Source organism: Pseudomonas sp. OTU5201 (assembly GCF_038440135.1).
GTDB lineage: Bacteria > Pseudomonadota > Gammaproteobacteria > Pseudomonadales > Pseudomonadaceae > Metapseudomonas > Metapseudomonas resinovorans.
Genome location: NZ_JASATC010000045.1, coordinates 12,642 through 27,405 on the forward strand (window position 1 = coordinate 12,642; position 14,764 = coordinate 27,405).

Here is a 14,764-nt window from a genome sequence, read left to right on the forward strand (position 1 = left end):
CGCCAGAGGGAGAGCGTGGGCGAGCTTCGCCACGAGGATCAGCGAATCGAGGCGCCGCGCTCAGCCAGCAGCTGGCGCAACAGGGAGCGATGGCAGCGCGCCTCGTTTTCGCAGTAGCAGCCCACTGCGAAGTCGCTGCCATGGGACAGGGCTGCCAGCAGGTCGAGTACCCGCGAGCCCTCCCCGCCTTCCATTTCAGCGCGGTAACGCTTGGCAAAGCGCGCCCAGTCGGCGTCACTTTCGACGGCCTTGCCCTCGGCCATCAGCTCGGCGCTGGGGGCCAGCAGCGGTAGCCAGGTGTCGTAGTAGTCGCGGCTGGCGAACTCGGCCTTGGGTACGCCACGCGGCGGCCGCCGCACCGTGCCGATGCGCACCCCCTCTCCTGCGGCCCGTGGCGTACCCAGCTGGACGATGCTGATGCTCATTTCCCCTCCTCCCTAGCGGCTGCTGCCGGGCAGCTCGCGGAAATCCCCGCTCCTGTCCATGGCCTGGAGGGCCTCCAGCAGCTTGGCCGTTGGCGTGACCAGCTTGCGCTGCTCCAGGTCGAACCAGCCGACGGTGGAGGTCACCCGTGCCGCCAGGGTGCCGCTGCGGAAGAACTCGTTGCGCAGCAGCATCCGGCTGCCATCGGCCGAGAGGCCGGCGGCGCTCATGGTGATCTGCAGTTCGTCGAGCAGGTGGCATTCGCGGAAGTATTCGATCTCGTCCTTCATCACCACCGGGCCCAGGCGCAGGCGGCGGAACTCGGACATGGGGAAACCGAAGTCGGCGAAATACATCATGCGCACGTCGGCGGACTTGTCGAGGTAGGCGGTGTTGCGCATGTGGGAATTGAAGTCCATGTCGCCCCAGCCGGCGGTGAGGGTCTTCTGGTACATGAGTGGTCTCCGGTGGCGTGCAGTGGTGGCATCCACTGTAGGGCGACCGGGCCCTCTGCAATACTGGCGCGATTGACAACTTTGGTAGCGATCGCGCCATGAAGATCACCGTCCTCGCCCTCGAAGGGGTTTTCGACACCGGCCTGTCCGCCGTGCTCGACGCCCTGGCCACCGCCAACGAGCTGGCAGTCCTGCATGCCCTGCCCGCTCCACAGTTCCAGGTATCCCTCGCCGGGGTGCGGCCCGAGGTGAACAGCTCGCTCGGCTTCGGCGTGCCGGTGCGCCCGGTGAAAGACTGCCCGCCCCCTGACTGGGTGATAGTCCCGGCCATGGGCTACAAGATGCCCGAACCGCTGCAGCAGGCCCTGGCCCGAGACGATGTGGCCGACGCCGTCGTCGCCCTGCACGACTGGGCCGCAGGCGGAGCGCGCATCGCCGCAGCCTGCATCGGCACCTTCGTGCTGGCGGAAACCGGTCTGCTGGACGGCCATGAAGCCACCACCACCTGGTGGCTGACACCGTTGTTCCGGCAACGTTATCCACAGGTGCAACTGGATGCCGGACGCATGATCGTCAGCACCGGCCAACTGGTGACCGCCGGCGCCGCCTTGAGCCACCTGGACCTGACCCTCTGGCTGATCCGCCAGACCAGTCCGGAACTCGCCGCACTGGTGGCGCGCTACCTGATCGTCGACTCGCGCCCCTCGCAGTCGGCCTACGCCCTCTCCGACCACCTGGCCCATGCCGATCCGCTGGTGCAGCGCTTCGACCGCTGGGTCCGCGAGCGCCTGGCGGAGGGCTTCAACCTGGATGTGGCGGCCCGGGAACTGGCGACCAGCAAGCGCACCCTCGCCCGGCGCATCCACGACGTGCTGGGCAAAACGCCCCTGGCCTATGTACAGGACCTGCGCATCGAGCGCGCCGTTCATCTGCTCAAGACCAGCGAGCACAGCGTCGACCAGGTCGCCGGCCTGGTGGGCTACGCCGATGGCGTGACCCTGCGCACCTTGCTGCGCAAGCGCCTGGGCAAGGGCATCCGCGAACTGCGCGCCGGTTGATGCGCGCGCCTGGGTTCAGCCGGGCAGGCCGAACCAGCTGGAAATCACCTTGAACTGCTCCGGGATCGGTGCGGTGACCGTCTCGAACACGCGGCGATAGCCGGTGGCGTGGATCAGCCAGACGCCCTCGCGCTTGACGTATTCGTCCTGATAGAGCGCCGTGCCGTGCACCATCCAGCTGTTCTCCTGGTCGATCACATGGTCCTCCAGGTACCAGGTGCCCCGGGCCCGATCCGCGGCCAGCAGCTCGATCTCCGGGTGGTGGCCGTGGTGCTTGGACAGCAGCGTTGGGCGGTCCATCAGCTCGCGCAGGCCGGCGACGAAGGCCTCGCGACCGGAAAAGCTGTACGTGCCGCTGTCCAGCGAGGTGGTCACATCCTCGGCCAGGCAAGTGGCGAACAGCGCCCAGTCGTGGCAGTCGAGCGCGCGGAAGTAGCGGTACTTGAGTTGCCGGATCTGCTCGATCTCGAGGTAAGTCTCAACTGCATTGGCCATCGCGGGTGCTCCGATTGGGGGATGCCGCAGGTTAGGAGCCTGCCGGCGCCGACTCATCGTCCAAGGGGACTAGTGATCCCGCGTGCAAGCCTGCAGTAGTCCAATCGGCCGATGCCCCACCGCGCTGCCGATGCGAGTTTCCCCGCACCTGCACCCGCGCAGGATGGATAAGGAGACTTCACAGCATGTCCGAGGCATCGAACAAGCAAGCGCTCTATGAACTCGTCTGTCGTTATGCACAAGCGGTGGATCAACGCGACTGGGCGGCTTTGGCTCGCCTGTTCAGCGCCGACGCGGTCCTCAAGGGGCCGGGATTCAGCTTCGATGGCGTGGCGGCCATAGTCGACGGCATGAACGGCCTCGGCCGCTTCAGCATCACCCAGCACCATGTGCATAACCACCTGGCCGAGGTGGACGAATTGGAAGCCAGCGCAGAGACCTACTGCGTCGCCAACCACCTGTATGACGCCGATGGCATCACCCGCAAGCTCGACTGGGGCATCCGCTACCGCGACCGCTTCGCCTGCATCGACGGCCTCTGGTGCATCACCCAGCGGGAGCTGCTGCTGGATTGGAGCCAGGACCTGCCCGTGCAAGGGACTGCGCCATGAGGGCGCCGCTTGCGGGCAAGACCGCCCTGATCACCGATGACACCGGCGCCCTGCGCGCAGCCCTGACCGGTAGGGAAACCTCGAGGAACCCCGCATGAAACGCGTTCAAGACAAGGTCGTACTGATCACCGGCGCCGCCAGCGGCGTCGGCAAGGCCGATGCCCTGCTGCTGGCCGCCGAAGGCGCCCGCGTGGTGCTCGCCGACATCGACTGCGCGGCTGGCGAAGCACTGGCTGCGGAGATTGGCCCCAACGCCCTGTTCGTCGAACTCGATGTCGCCGAGGAACAGCACTGGCAACGGGTCATCGAGCAGACCCTGGCGACCTTCGGCCGCCTCGACGTGCTGGTCAACAACGCCGCCATCTGCCCGCTAGGTACTGTCGAAGAAGCAAGCCTGGCGCAGTGGCGCAGCGTGATGCGGGTGAACGCCGATGGCTACTTCCTTGGCTGCAAGCACGGCATCGAGGCGATGAAACGAAATGCCAGCGGCGGCTCGATCATCATGATGTCGTCGATCGCCTCCCTTGGCGGGCTCCCGCCCATGTGCGCCTACAGCGCCTCCAAGGGCGCAGTCACCGCGCTGACCCGCAGCGTGGCGGTGCATTGCAAGAACAGCGGCTATCGCATCCGCTGCAACTCTATCCATCCGGACGGCATCTGGACGCCCATGACCCAGGCGCTGGTGCCGGGCCTCGACCCCGCAGCGCTGGGCATCGGCGACAACCCCATGGCGCGCATGTGCATGCCCGAGGATGTCGCCAACCTGGTGCTGTTCCTCGCCTCGGACGAATCGCGCTTCATCAACGGCGCCGAGCTGCGCATCGACAACGCGCAACTGATCTCCGGTATCGCCGGCAAATAAAGGAGTCAACCACGATGAACATGTTGCAAGGCAAGGTAGCGCTGGTCACCGGTGGCGGCCAGGGCGTCGGCCAGGGCATCGCCTATTCGCTCGCGGCCGAAGGTGCCAAGGTGGCCGTCGCCGGCCGTACCCTCGCCACCCTGGAAGAAACCTGCGCGGAAATCCGTCGTCGCGGCGGCACCGCCCTGGCGGTGGAGTGCGACGTGATGAACCAGGCGGACATCGACCGCTGCGTCGCCCAGGTGGTGGAGGCCTTCGGCGGCCTGAATATCCTGGTCAACAACGCCCACATCGTGCCGCTCGGGCGCATCCTCGATGTGACCGACGAAGCCTTCATGCAAGGCATCGACTCAGGTCCGGTGGCGACACTGCGCCTGATGCGCGCCTGCTACCCCCACCTCAAGGGCGACGGGGCGGTGATCAACCTGGCCTCCTCGGCCGCCGTGCGTTGGGATGCCTCGGGCTACGGCCACTACGCCGCCACCAAGGAAGCGATCCGCTCCCTCAGCCGCGGCGCCGCCTGTGAATGGGGCGTGGACGGCATCCGCGTCAACGTCATCGCTCCCCACGCCCTGTCGCCCGGCCTGCGCGGCTGGATCGAGGGTAACCCGCAGGAGGCCGAAGCCTTCTTCAACAGCATTCCGCTGCGCCGCGTCGGCGACTGCGAACAGGACATCGGCCGCACCGTGGCCTTCCTGGTGAGCGACAACGCCCGCTACCTGACCGGCGCCACCATCCCGCTGGATGGCGGCCAAGCCTATTGGGGTTAATCAAGGAAAAAGGCATGAAACGACTGGAAAACAAGATAACCATCATCACCGGCGGCGCACGCGGCATGGGCGCGCAAACCTCGCGGCTGTTCGTCGAGGAAGGCGCGACCGTGGTCATCGCCGACCTGCTGGAAAACGAAGGCCAGGCATTGGCGGCTGAGTTGGGCGACAAGGCCAGCTTCCGCCGCCTGGATGTAAGCAACGAAGAAGACTGGCAACGCCTGGTCAGCGAGACCGTAGAGCGCCATGGCCGTATCGACGTTCTGGTGAACAATGCGGCCGTGCTGGTGTTCGGCGCCATCGAACAGCTGTCCAAGGCGGAGTTCGAGCGCGCACTGGCAATCAACCTCACCGGCACCTTCCTCGGCATCCACAGCGTGGCACCGCTCATGCGCGAGCAGCGCGGCGGCTCCATCGTCAACATCTCCTCCGTCGACGGCCTGCGCGGGGTGAATGCCCTGGCGGCCTACGTGTCGAGCAAATGGGGCGTGCGCGGACTCACCAAGGTCGCGGCGCTGGAACTCGGCCCGCATGGCGTACGGGTCAACTCTGTGCATCCGGGTGGCGTGGATACGGTCATGTCCAACCCCACCGGCACGCCGCGGGAAGAACTCGCCGAGCAATACCGCATGGTGCCGCTGCAGCGCATTGGCGCGCCGGAGGAAGTCGCCCGCGCCACGCTCTTCCTCGCAAGCGACGAGGCCAGTTACTGCAATGGCAGCGAGCTGTCGGTGGATGGCGGGATGATGGCCGGCTTCTACTACCAGGGCCTGCCCGGCTCGCCCATCTGAGCGACCCGGTAAAAAGCAGAAGGCCCGCTGATGCGGTAATGCTGTTCACTTAGACGATGCCAGCGATTGGTGTAGGAGCGAGCTTGCTCGCGAAAGAGGCTGGTTCGCGAGCAGAGCTCGCTCCTACGTGGGATATACGCCTCGAATCAATCGTTGCGAATGGCGCCGAAGCAAAAACGCCGCTTACCTGTTGAAGGGCAAGCGGCGCTTTTTCCTTATGCTAACGCAGACATCGCCAACTCATTCGCGAAGCAGGCCAAGGGCCGGCCCCGGAAGCCTCACCCCCGATACTGCGCCACCACCTCATTCACCGCGCGCTGGATGTCATTGCGTACATAGCCCAGCAGCGCCGTGTCGGTGGCATCCGGCTCGTAGCTGACGGTATTGCCGCGCCCGGTATACAGGGCCATGTCCGGCAGCAATGGGTGTTCCTGGTCCAGCGACGGCACCTCGGACGCGTTGCCGGCGGCGCGCAGGAAGGCCTGGAAATACTGCGCGTAGCTGAGGTTCTCATCGCCCACCAGGTAGGCCTTGCCCGGCTCGCCGTGCAGCAGCGCGCCGAGGATCGCCTGGGACAGCGAGCGGGTGGAAATGAAGTTGCTGCCGCCGGCAGGACCAAAGAACGGCAGCGGCGCGAACTTGCCTTCGGCGTAACGCGTGTAAGCCTCGAACATCTCGACCTTCAGGCCCGGCACGGCGCCGACCACGAACGGCGCATTGACGCTGCACACCTTGAAGTCCTGAGCGCACAGCGCACGCACGGCCTGGTCGGACAGGTGCCGCGAGCGGACGTAAGGAATGCTGTCGATCAGTTCCGGCGCCACCTGCGGATAGAAACTGCCCACCAGCACCGCCTGCTTGACGCCCGCGCTGCGGGCCAGTTCGAAGAAGCGCGGAATGGCCTCGACGTTGGCGCGCTGCCAGTGCGCATCGAGGTCGCCGCCCTGCGGGGCGTGACGGATATCGCTGCCGGCAGCGAATACCAGGGCGTCGTAACCCGCCAGGTCGTCGCGGCTGAAGGTGCCGGCAACATAGTCCCCCTGCAGCTGCTTGAGTTCGGCCAAGGCACTGCCGGCAGCAGCCGGCTTGCGTCCGCCAATGGTCACGTCGTGCCCATGGTCCCTGAGGTAAAGCGCCGCGTGGCCGCCGATCAGGCCGGTTCCGCCAATCACAAGAATCTTCATCGCGTAGACACTCCTGCTGGGGCCTGGACTCAGGCCCCTGGGTTGAGGCACCGGGCCAAGGCCCGGAAACGGATCGATCAGATCACCCGCGCGGGGTGCTGCGGGCGCGGCGCGCCGAGCATTTCGCGGTAGGACGGCGGCTGGCGGCCCTCGGCTTCGGTGATGCCGTAGCCCTGCGCCGTTTCGGCGGTGATCAGGGTCTGGCCGGACAGTGCCTGGAGTTCCGGGTCGTTGAGCAGCGCATGGATGACCCGGCCATTGAACTCGGGGGTCTCGGCCATGGCCATGAAGGCTTCGTACTGGTCGGCTCGTTCCGCACCGGCGATGGCCGTGCGCTCGGTGCGCTGCGGTCCCAACCACAACGACAGTGCGGCCACGCCGGTGCCCTCCAGGTCGATGGCCATGTCCGCCGCGAACTTGTCGCAGCCGGCCTTCTGCGCACCGTAGGCCGGGCCGTGCATGTAGCACCCTGCGCCAAAGGAGGAGACGAAGGCGATCAGTCCATGGCCGTTACGTACCAGCAGCCTTGCGGCGTGATAGCTGGCGACATAGGCCGAGCGCAGGCCGACGTCGAGGATGTCGACCAGCTCCAGCGGCTTCTCCCAGAAGGGGCCGGGGTCGATCAGGTTCTCGTGGAGAAAGGCGGCGTTGTTCACCAGCAGGTCGAGGCGGCCCTGCTCGCGTTCGACGCGGGCGAACAACTCGCGCACCTGTTCGTCGTCACGGTGGTCGCAGGGGACGGCGATGCCCTTGCCGCCCGCGCGAGTCACGGCTTCGGCCGTTTCCGCCAGGCTGCCGGGCAAGGGTTTGCCGCGCAGCTGACTGTTGCTCTGGGTGGCCGAACGGCCGCTCAGGTAGACGGTCATGCCCGCCGCGCCAAGGGCGATGGCAATGCCCTTGCCGACGCCACGGCTGGCGCCGGTGACCACGGCAACTTGGGATTTCTTCGCGTTCATCTGGGATTCCTACTTGCGGTCAGCAAATGCTGGAGGATCAGAAGTTGAAACCGTTGCCGGTAATCACCGGCACATTGGTCCACATACCTTTCGGGTCGCGGTACCAGCCGGCTGCTGCCAGGGCGCCGCCATCCACGTGCAGGGTGGTGCCGGTGACCCAGCCCGACAACGGACTGGCGAGGAACAGCGCGGCGCCGGCCATGTCTTCCGGCTGGCCGAAGCGGCCCAACGGAATCCAGTTCGGCATCTGGGCGCGGTGCTCAGGTGCGATCATCAGCGACATGGGCAGTTGCGGGGTTTCGGTGGACTCGGGGGCGATCTGGTTGACGCGGATGCCCACCGGCCCCAGCTCCAGCGCCAGGCTCTTGGTGAAGCCAGTGATGGCGGCCTTGAAGGCGGCATAGACGCTGCAGTTGGGAATGCCGCGGAAACCCTCGATGGAGGAAACGCTGATGATGCTGCCGCCAGCGCCCTGGCGGCGCAGCATGGGCAACATGGCGCGGGTCACGCGGAAGATGTGCTGCAGGTTGACCGCGTAGAGCCGGTCGATGTCCTCGTCGCTGTAGCCGTCGAAGGGCTTGGCGATCATCAGCGAATCGCCGACGTTGTTGATCAGCACGTCGAGCCCGCCGAAACGCGCTTCCACCTGTTCGGCTAGCGAGGCCACCTGGGCGCTATCGGTGACATCGGTCTGTACCACCAGCGCCTCGCCACCCTGGCTGGCCAACCAGTCGCACAGGGTAGCGGCACGCTCGCCGTCCACTTCAGCGACTGCCATGCGCGCCCCGGCACGGGCGAAGGCCTCGACCATGGCCCGTCCTATACCCACGCCACCACCGGTGACCAGGACTGTCTTGCCGGAAAAATCGATCATCTCGTCATCCTCTTCTTGTTGTAGGGGCGAATTCATTCGCCAAGGGCGGCGTAGCTGCCCCCTGGGTTCGTGCAGGGCAGGCCTTCGGCCTGCTTGGCGAATGAATTCGCCCCTACAGTCTTTTCGCCTGCGGCGTGGATGTGTTCGGCCGCGCGGAACCCAAAGACCATCGCCGGGCCGATGGTGGAGCCGGCGCCCGGGTAGGTGCGGCCCATCATGGAAGCGGCGCTGTTGCCGATGGCGTAGAGCCCGGCGATGGGGGTGCGGTCCTCGCGCAGCACGCGGGCATGCACGTCGGTGAGCAGGCCGCCCTTGGTGCCGATGTCGCCGGCGTCGATCTTCACCGCATAGAAAGGTGCTTTAAGCAACGGTGCCAGGCAGGGGTTGGGCTGTACGGTGGGGTCGCCGTAGTAGCGGTCGAACAGCGACTCGCCCTTGCGGAAATCTTCGTCCTTGCCCGCTTCAGCCATGGGGTTGAAGCGTTCGATGGTGCGCAACAGGCCAGTCGGGTCGACGCCGATCTGCTGTGCCAGCTCGACGAAGCTGTCGGCCTTGTGGAAGTAGCTGTGCAGGTGCTTGGGCAGGCGGCTGTCGGGCATGGCGTAGCCCGGCAGCAGCGCACCGCAGGGGTACTTGCGACGGAAATCGGCATCAAATATCAGCCAGCAGGGCACGCTGGCCGCGCCCTCGCGATTGCCATCGTACATGGCGTAGACGATGTCGGTATAGGGCGCCGCCTCGTTGACGAAGCGCTGGCCCGCCGAGTTGACCATGATGCAACCGGGCAGCGTGCGCTCGACGAACAGTGCGCGTTGCTTCTCCTCACCCTCGACATGGGTGGTCGGCGCCCACCAGCTGTGGTCCATCAGCGCCGTGGTGGCACCCAGGGCCTGGCCCGCGCGTATCGCGTCACCTGTGTTGTAGGGCGGCGTCGCGCTCCAGTCGCTGCGCGACGGTTGTGGATGGTACTGCGCACGCATGGCCTGGTTGCGCTCGAAGCCACCGGCCCCCAGGACCACGCCGAGGCGGGCCTGGATCAGCAGGCGACGGCCGGCGCGGGTCACCTCGGCGCCCAGCACCCGGCCCTGCTCTTCGATCAATCGCTCCAGGCGGCAGTCCAGCCAGACCGGCACCTGGCGGTCCTGCAGCGAGCAGCGCAGGGCGGCGACCAGGGCATTGCCCAGGGTGAGGAAACGGTCGCGCTTCGAACGGAGGCGACCAGGCAGGTCGCGCCAATAGCGCCAGAGGATCTTCAGGGTCAACCCGAGCCAACCCGGGCCTCGGCAGAGCAGCACCTGGGCTTCCTTCATGGTCATGGCCATGCGGCCCATCATCAGGGTGCCGGGGGACGGTTCGCGCATCAGCGCGAACTCTTCGCCGAGCTGGCGCGCATCGAAGGGTAGCGGGTCCATGGAACGGAAGCCGGGCTTGCCGCCGGGAACTTCCGGGTAGTAATCCGAGTAACGGGGCTGGGCCTCGAAGCGCACGCGCGAGCGCTCTTCGAGATAGCGCACCACCTGGTGGCCGTGTTCCACATAGGCCTCGATACGACCGTCGTCGATTTCGCCATGGGTCACGGCGCGGATATAGGCAATGGCTTCCTCGGCCGAATCCTGCCCACCCAGGGCCTCGATGCGGTGGTTGCAGGGAATCCAGATACCGCCGCCGGAAATGGCAGACGTGCCGCCGTAGCGGTCGCTCTTCTCCACCACCAGTACCTTCGAGCCAAGGTCATGGGCACGCAGCGCGGCGGTCATGGCGCCGGCTCCCGACCCCACTACCAGTACGTCGCAGCTTTGATCCCATTGCGGGCTGTTCGCGCTCATCGGGTTGCTCCCTTGTTGTTGTTGGTGGTGCGCAATCGGACCGGATTCTCAGCGCGTACCTACCCGGCAACATCGTCCGATGGGACTACGCAATGGGTGACCGAACCGCTCCCCAGCCCCGGATCAGAAACCTCAACAACATACCTTCCTGAATTCCTGCGTCCCCCTTAGTCCTTTCAGACGATGCCCCTGCCTCGACCGCGACCACATAGTCACCTCGCCACACTCAACTCAACTTTGGGCCTGGCGGACCGAGCTGTGCCCAGCAGTGCCGAGAGCAACAACATGACAAGAACAACAAGACGCCAAACCTGCAGTTCCCTTCAGACCGCGATCCGCATTGCGCTGCTCGGTCTAGCGACCGGCTGCGCCAGCCAGAGCCAGGCACTGTCGTTCCAGCCCAACGATGACCTCAAGCTCGACTGGAACACCACCCTCACCTATGGCCTCGCCTGGCGCACCGAGTCTCGCGACCACGCGCTGTCCAATGGCTTCCCGAACCCAGCCATCGCCAACATCGACGATGGCAACAACGCCTTCGACAAGGGCAGCCTGATCACCAACCGGGCCAGCTTCCTCACCGAGATGAACCTCAACTGGCAACAGGACTTCGGCCTGTTCATGCGTGCCAGCGGCTTCTACGACGAGGTCTACAACCGCAGCAACGACAACGGCACCGGCACCTCCAACTGCTTCGCCGGCGGCCGCTGCTCGCAGCCCAACCACTTCCCCGACGACACCATCGACCAGCACGGCAAGGACATTCGCCTGCTCGATGCCTATGTCTATGGCGCCTGGGACCTGGCCGGGCACAACCTCAACCTGCGCGTCGGCGACCAGGTGGTGAGCTGGGGTGAGAGCCTGTTCATCGGCAACGGCATTTCCGGTGCCATGGCCCCGGTGGATGCCACCAAGGCCAACACACCCGGGGTGGAACTCAAGGAACTCTTCCTGCCGGTAGGCCAGGTGTTCGGCCAGATCGACCTGACCGACAGCCTCAGCTTGCAGGCCTACTACCAGTACAAGTGGGAGAAGACCGAGATCGACGGTGTCGGCAGCTTCTTCTCCGTCACCGACCAGATGGATGAAGGTGGCTTCACCGACGCCTTCGGTATCACCCGTCGGCTGTCGGACGACGAGCCCAGTGACAGCGGCCAGTACGGCGTTGCCCTGAACTACGTGGCGGAGTCGCTGAACAACACCGAGTTCGGCCTGTACTACGTGCGCTTCCACGACAAGGCGCCGCAGCTGGACTTCCTGACCGACTGGAACACCGCCAATTACCAGGTCCGCTACTTCGACAACATCGACCTCTACGGCGCGAGCTTCTCCACCGTGGTCGGCGACACCAACGTCAGCGGCGAAATCAGCTACCGCGACGGCCAACCGGTACTGGTGGATACCAGCCTGGTGCCGCACCCGGTGCGCGCCGAGACCATGCAGGCGCAGGTGTCCTTCATCCACTCGTTCGGAACCCTGCCGATCGCCGACAACACCATCCTGACCGGGGAGGTCGGTTACAACGAAGTGCTCGACAACGACCGCGCCGAGAGCTTCACCGCCTTCGTGCCGGACGGTGCCGGCGGCTTCTTCCCGCTGACCACGCCGAACACCGACGAGTTGTACTTCGACAAGAGTTCCTGGGGTTACACCCTCAACCTCTCACTCGAGTACCTGAACATCTTCAACGGCTGGGACCTCACCGTACCGCTGATCTTCAGCCAGAACCTGGGCGGCGACTCCTCCCTGCCGGGCACCTTCGGCATGGGCGAAGGCGACCATCGCCTGGGCGTCGGCACCACCTGGCGCTACCTCAACAACCTGACTCTGGAGGCCCGCTACAACGCCTTCCTCGGCGATGCCGGCGATACCCCCTTCGCTGACCGCGACAACGTCGGCATCAACGTCAAGTACAGCTTCTGATCCACTGCCGCAGGAGACTCAAGATGCGCACGAACAACAAGACCCCGCTCCTCGCAGGCGTTCTCGCCGCAGCCCTCGCCAGCGCTCCGGTCCTGGCGAAGGTCAGCCCGGAGGAGGCCAAACGCCTGGGTAACGACCTCACCCCCATGGGGGCGGAAAAAGCCGGCAACGCCGACGGCAGCATCCCCGCCTGGAGCGGCAAATGGCTGGGGGCACCGCCCCATGTCAACTACGCAGGCTCGGGCACCGCCTATGGCGACCCCTATGCCGGCGACAAGCCGCTGTTCGTCATCACCGCAGCCAACATGGCGCAGTACGCCGACAAGCTCTCGGAAGGCCAGAAGGCGCTGTTCCAGCGCTATCCGAGCAGCTTCAAGATCCCGGTCTATCCCAGCCACCGCGACTTCCGCTACTCCGACCGGGTCCTGCAGCGCACCCTCGCCAATGCCACCAGCGCGGAGCTGGTCAGCGAGGGCAACGGTGTGATCAATGCCATCGGCGCCTCGCCCTTCCCGATTCCGAAGAACGGCTACGAGCTGATGTGGAACCTCAACCTGCCGGCCCGCGCCTGGAAGGAAGACGCCATCTACACCATGGCCCTCACCCTGGCCAACGGGACCCGCTCGCTGGAGTCCATGGACTACAAGATCCTCTCGGTGTGGGACTCCCCGAAGGAAACCGTGGAATCCTTCGGCGGCCAGCAGGCTTTTGCGCTTGTGCAAACCCTGGAACCGACCCGCAAGAAAGGCGAGATCATCCTTGCCCATACCTTCACCGACCCGATCGCCTCGCCGTCGCAGTCCTGGCAATACCTGCCGGGCAACCGCCGCGTGCGTCGCGCGCCGACCGTGGCCTATGACACGCCGTTCGGCGCCGGCGGCTTCCGCGTGATGGACGAAGACCGCCTCTTCAACGGCGCGCCGGATCGCTACGAGTGGAAGCTGGTGGGCAAGCAGGAGATGTACATCCCCTACAACAACTACAAGCTCGACGACCCCAGCCTGAAGCTCGACGACCTGCTGTCCACCAACGGCCACATCAACCCCGAGTTCATGCGCTACGAGCCGCACCGTGTCTGGGTGCTGGAAGCCACGCTCAAACCCGGCAAACGCCACATCTATGGCAAGCGCGTGCTGTACATCGACGAGGACTCCTGGATCGCCGTGATGGCCGACAACTACGACGGCAAGGGCCAGCTCTGGCGCAGCAACATGCAGACCACCGCATACGCCTACGACCTGCAAGGCTTCCAGGCCCGGGTGGCGATCTTCCACGACCTGATCGCAGGCTCGTACCTGACCGACCGCCTGCTCAACGGCAAGCCGCCGGCGAAGCTGAACAGCAGCGACTACGAAGCCGACTACTTCACCGTCGCCAACCTGCGCAAATTGGGCAAATAAATGCCCTGATCGAGCGAGGCCCCCGGGCCTCGCTTTTTTGTGCCCCGCGAAGCTGCCTTCGTTCAGCCAGCAGTCGACCCAAGGCTCCCTTCTCTCAACAGAGGAAACGAGATGACACACACGCTGTTGAAATCCGCCATCAGCCTGGCCGCCCTGTCCCTTTCGCTCCAGGCCAACGCCCTTAACATCCTCCTGACCAACGATGACGGTTGCCGCGCACCGGGCATCGATGCCGTCTACCAGGCACTGATCGCTGCCGGTCACCAAGTGACGCTGGTAGGCCCGCAGAACGACAGCAGCGGCATCGGCGCCGCCAGCGTGGTAGTGCCCGGCCAGGCCGTCGCCATCACCCAACTCGCCCAGGACAAGTACTGCGTCGGTGCCCCTGCGGGTTACACACCGCCGGCCGGCAAGACATCGGCCATCGGCACTCCGGTGGATGCGGTGAACGTCGGCCTCGACCTGCTGCTGAAAGACAGCCGCCCGGACCTGGTGGTCTCCGGCACCAACTTCGGTGACAACGTTGGCCCGTTGACGCAGATGTCGGGCACCGTCAACGCTGCTGTTCGCGCCATGTTCAAGGGCGTGCCAGCGGTGGCCGTATCCACCGCCATCGACCTCCAGTTGATCGCCCAGGACCAGCAGGCCGGCTACCTCAAGACCCTCAATGCCATGGACGACACTGCGCGCTTCGCCGTCCGCGTGATCAACCGCGCCGCCGCCATCGGCGCCGAAGCCAAGCGCATCTGCGAGAAGAGCCGCGGCAACGCCAAGGCTTACTGCGAAACCAACGTGATCGGCCTGCCGGGCATCACCGGGCTGAACATCAACTACCCGGCGCTGGAAGCTGGCCAGGTAACGGGCGTGGCCTTTGCGCCCATCGGCGATTGGGGCAGCGTGGTCTTCGCCCCGCAGCAGGGTGCCGACGGTGTAGTGCGGATGAACCTCGTCGCCCCGTCAGCGCCGACCGCCGAACAGAAACAGGGCGACGCCTACCAGCTATCGCTGGGCAAGGCAGTGATCACCCCGATCGACGGCAACTACACCGCGTCGCCACTGGTGCAGGCGCAAGCCAAGCTGATGCTGGGTGGCGTAAAACCTTGAGGTTTGATCAATGAAAGAAGAAGCCCCTGACG

General features: G+C 65.5%; 15 protein-coding genes. 8 read left to right on the forward strand and 7 right to left on the reverse strand.

Features of this window, described 5'->3' with window-relative positions:
• Positions 1-38 precede the first annotated feature (38 nt).
• Together AAHM40_RS22615 and AAHM40_RS22620 are read right to left on the reverse strand one after the other, a co-directional pair.
• Complete coding sequence (locus AAHM40_RS22615; RefSeq protein WP_342246672.1) at positions 39-425, reverse strand: DUF488 domain-containing protein; 387 nt, start codon at positions 423-425, stop codon at positions 39-41.
• A gap of 12 nt (positions 426-437) precedes the next feature.
• Entirely contained in the window at positions 438-878 is a 441-nt protein-coding gene (locus tag AAHM40_RS22620) for a thioesterase family protein (RefSeq protein WP_342246673.1), read from the reverse strand.
• A 98-nt stretch (positions 879-976) separates the two neighbouring features.
• Here AAHM40_RS22620 and AAHM40_RS22625 point away from each other — a divergent pair, with 98 nt between their 5' ends.
• Entirely contained in the window at positions 977-1,936 is a 960-nt protein-coding gene (locus AAHM40_RS22625) for a GlxA family transcriptional regulator (protein WP_342246674.1), read from the forward strand.
• 15 nt (positions 1,937-1,951) lie between these two features.
• Here AAHM40_RS22625 and AAHM40_RS22630 read toward each other — a convergent pair whose 3' ends face one another.
• Complete coding sequence (locus AAHM40_RS22630) at positions 1,952-2,431, reverse strand: nuclear transport factor 2 family protein (protein ID WP_342246675.1); 480 nt, start codon at positions 2,429-2,431, stop codon at positions 1,952-1,954.
• 185 nt (positions 2,432-2,616) lie between these two features.
• Between AAHM40_RS22630 and AAHM40_RS22635 the strand changes: the two genes are divergently transcribed.
• The 4 genes from AAHM40_RS22635 (at position 2,617) to AAHM40_RS22650 (ending at position 5,465) form a co-directional block, all read left to right on the forward strand.
• Positions 2,617-3,042, forward strand: coding sequence for a nuclear transport factor 2 family protein (locus tag AAHM40_RS22635; RefSeq protein ID WP_342246676.1), 426 nt, complete (start codon positions 2,617-2,619; stop codon positions 3,040-3,042).
• Between the two features lie 94 nt (positions 3,043-3,136).
• Positions 3,137-3,904, forward strand: a complete 768-nt coding sequence (locus AAHM40_RS22640) for an SDR family oxidoreductase (protein WP_342246677.1) — start codon at positions 3,137-3,139, stop codon at positions 3,902-3,904.
• Positions 3,905-3,918: 14 nt separating this feature from the next.
• Positions 3,919-4,674 (forward strand): SDR family NAD(P)-dependent oxidoreductase, encoded by a 756-nt coding sequence (locus tag AAHM40_RS22645; protein ID WP_342246678.1) that lies wholly within the window; start codon positions 3,919-3,921, stop codon positions 4,672-4,674.
• A gap of 14 nt (positions 4,675-4,688) precedes the next feature.
• Positions 4,689-5,465, forward strand: coding sequence for an SDR family NAD(P)-dependent oxidoreductase (locus AAHM40_RS22650; protein ID WP_342246679.1), 777 nt, complete (start codon positions 4,689-4,691; stop codon positions 5,463-5,465).
• A gap of 278 nt (positions 5,466-5,743) precedes the next feature.
• On the opposite strand, the gene AAHM40_RS22655 is transcribed toward AAHM40_RS22650, so the two are convergent.
• From AAHM40_RS22655 to AAHM40_RS22670, 4 genes are all read right to left on the reverse strand, one after another.
• A complete protein-coding gene (locus AAHM40_RS22655) occupies positions 5,744-6,649 on the reverse strand; it encodes an NAD-dependent epimerase/dehydratase family protein (protein ID WP_342246680.1) in 906 nt (301 codons plus the stop codon).
• A 77-nt stretch (positions 6,650-6,726) separates the two neighbouring features.
• A complete protein-coding gene (locus AAHM40_RS22660) occupies positions 6,727-7,605 on the reverse strand; it encodes an SDR family NAD(P)-dependent oxidoreductase (protein ID WP_342246681.1) in 879 nt (292 codons plus the stop codon).
• Between the two features lie 37 nt (positions 7,606-7,642).
• Positions 7,643-8,479 (reverse strand): SDR family NAD(P)-dependent oxidoreductase, encoded by an 837-nt coding sequence (locus tag AAHM40_RS22665; protein ID WP_342246682.1) that lies wholly within the window; start codon positions 8,477-8,479, stop codon positions 7,643-7,645.
• 32 nt (positions 8,480-8,511) lie between these two features.
• Complete coding sequence (locus tag AAHM40_RS22670) at positions 8,512-10,305, reverse strand: FAD-binding protein (protein WP_342246683.1); 1,794 nt, start codon at positions 10,303-10,305, stop codon at positions 8,512-8,514.
• Between the two features lie 285 nt (positions 10,306-10,590).
• On the opposite strand from AAHM40_RS22670, the gene AAHM40_RS22675 reads away from it, so the two are divergent.
• The 3 genes from AAHM40_RS22675 (at position 10,591) to AAHM40_RS22685 (ending at position 14,732) form a co-directional block, all read left to right on the forward strand.
• Positions 10,591-12,228: a DUF1302 domain-containing protein gene (locus tag AAHM40_RS22675; protein WP_342246684.1), complete on the forward strand. Its 1,638-nt coding sequence runs from the start codon at positions 10,591-10,593 to the stop codon at positions 12,226-12,228.
• 23 nt (positions 12,229-12,251) lie between these two features.
• Positions 12,252-13,628, forward strand: a complete 1,377-nt coding sequence (locus AAHM40_RS22680; RefSeq protein ID WP_342246685.1) for a DUF1329 domain-containing protein — start codon at positions 12,252-12,254, stop codon at positions 13,626-13,628.
• A gap of 111 nt (positions 13,629-13,739) precedes the next feature.
• A complete protein-coding gene (locus AAHM40_RS22685; RefSeq protein ID WP_342246686.1) occupies positions 13,740-14,732 on the forward strand; it encodes a 5'/3'-nucleotidase SurE in 993 nt (330 codons plus the stop codon).
• The last annotated feature ends 32 nt before the right edge of the window (positions 14,733-14,764 follow it).

What these genes read in the sequence shown, in the direction of transcription:
- AAHM40_RS22655 (WP_342246680.1), bottom strand. Translation starts at nt 6,649, where the DNA reads ATGAAGATTCTTGTGATTGGCGGAACCGGCCTGATCGGCGGCCACGCG.
- AAHM40_RS22675 (WP_342246684.1), top strand. Translation starts at nt 10,591, where the DNA reads ATGACAAGAACAACAAGACGCCAAACCTGCAGTTCCCTTCAGACCGCG.
- AAHM40_RS22635 (WP_342246676.1), top strand. Translation starts at nt 2,617, where the DNA reads ATGTCCGAGGCATCGAACAAGCAAGCGCTCTATGAACTCGTCTGTCGT.
- AAHM40_RS22645 (WP_342246678.1), top strand. Translation starts at nt 3,919, where the DNA reads ATGAACATGTTGCAAGGCAAGGTAGCGCTGGTCACCGGTGGCGGCCAG.
- AAHM40_RS22630 (WP_342246675.1), bottom strand. Translation starts at nt 2,431, where the DNA reads ATGGCCAATGCAGTTGAGACTTACCTCGAGATCGAGCAGATCCGGCAA.
- AAHM40_RS22685 (WP_342246686.1), top strand. Translation starts at nt 13,740, where the DNA reads ATGACACACACGCTGTTGAAATCCGCCATCAGCCTGGCCGCCCTGTCC.
- AAHM40_RS22665 (WP_342246682.1), bottom strand. Translation starts at nt 8,479, where the DNA reads ATGATCGATTTTTCCGGCAAGACAGTCCTGGTCACCGGTGGTGGCGTG.
- AAHM40_RS22615 (WP_342246672.1), bottom strand. Translation starts at nt 425, where the DNA reads ATGAGCATCAGCATCGTCCAGCTGGGTACGCCACGGGCCGCAGGAGAG.
- AAHM40_RS22680 (WP_342246685.1), top strand. Translation starts at nt 12,252, where the DNA reads ATGCGCACGAACAACAAGACCCCGCTCCTCGCAGGCGTTCTCGCCGCA.
- AAHM40_RS22625 (WP_342246674.1), top strand. Translation starts at nt 977, where the DNA reads ATGAAGATCACCGTCCTCGCCCTCGAAGGGGTTTTCGACACCGGCCTG.
- AAHM40_RS22620 (WP_342246673.1), bottom strand. Translation starts at nt 878, where the DNA reads ATGTACCAGAAGACCCTCACCGCCGGCTGGGGCGACATGGACTTCAAT.
- AAHM40_RS22640 (WP_342246677.1), top strand. Translation starts at nt 3,137, where the DNA reads ATGAAACGCGTTCAAGACAAGGTCGTACTGATCACCGGCGCCGCCAGC.
- AAHM40_RS22660 (WP_342246681.1), bottom strand. Translation starts at nt 7,605, where the DNA reads ATGAACGCGAAGAAATCCCAAGTTGCCGTGGTCACCGGCGCCAGCCGT.
- AAHM40_RS22650 (WP_342246679.1), top strand. Translation starts at nt 4,689, where the DNA reads ATGAAACGACTGGAAAACAAGATAACCATCATCACCGGCGGCGCACGC.
- AAHM40_RS22670 (WP_342246683.1), bottom strand. Translation starts at nt 10,305, where the DNA reads ATGAGCGCGAACAGCCCGCAATGGGATCAAAGCTGCGACGTACTGGTA.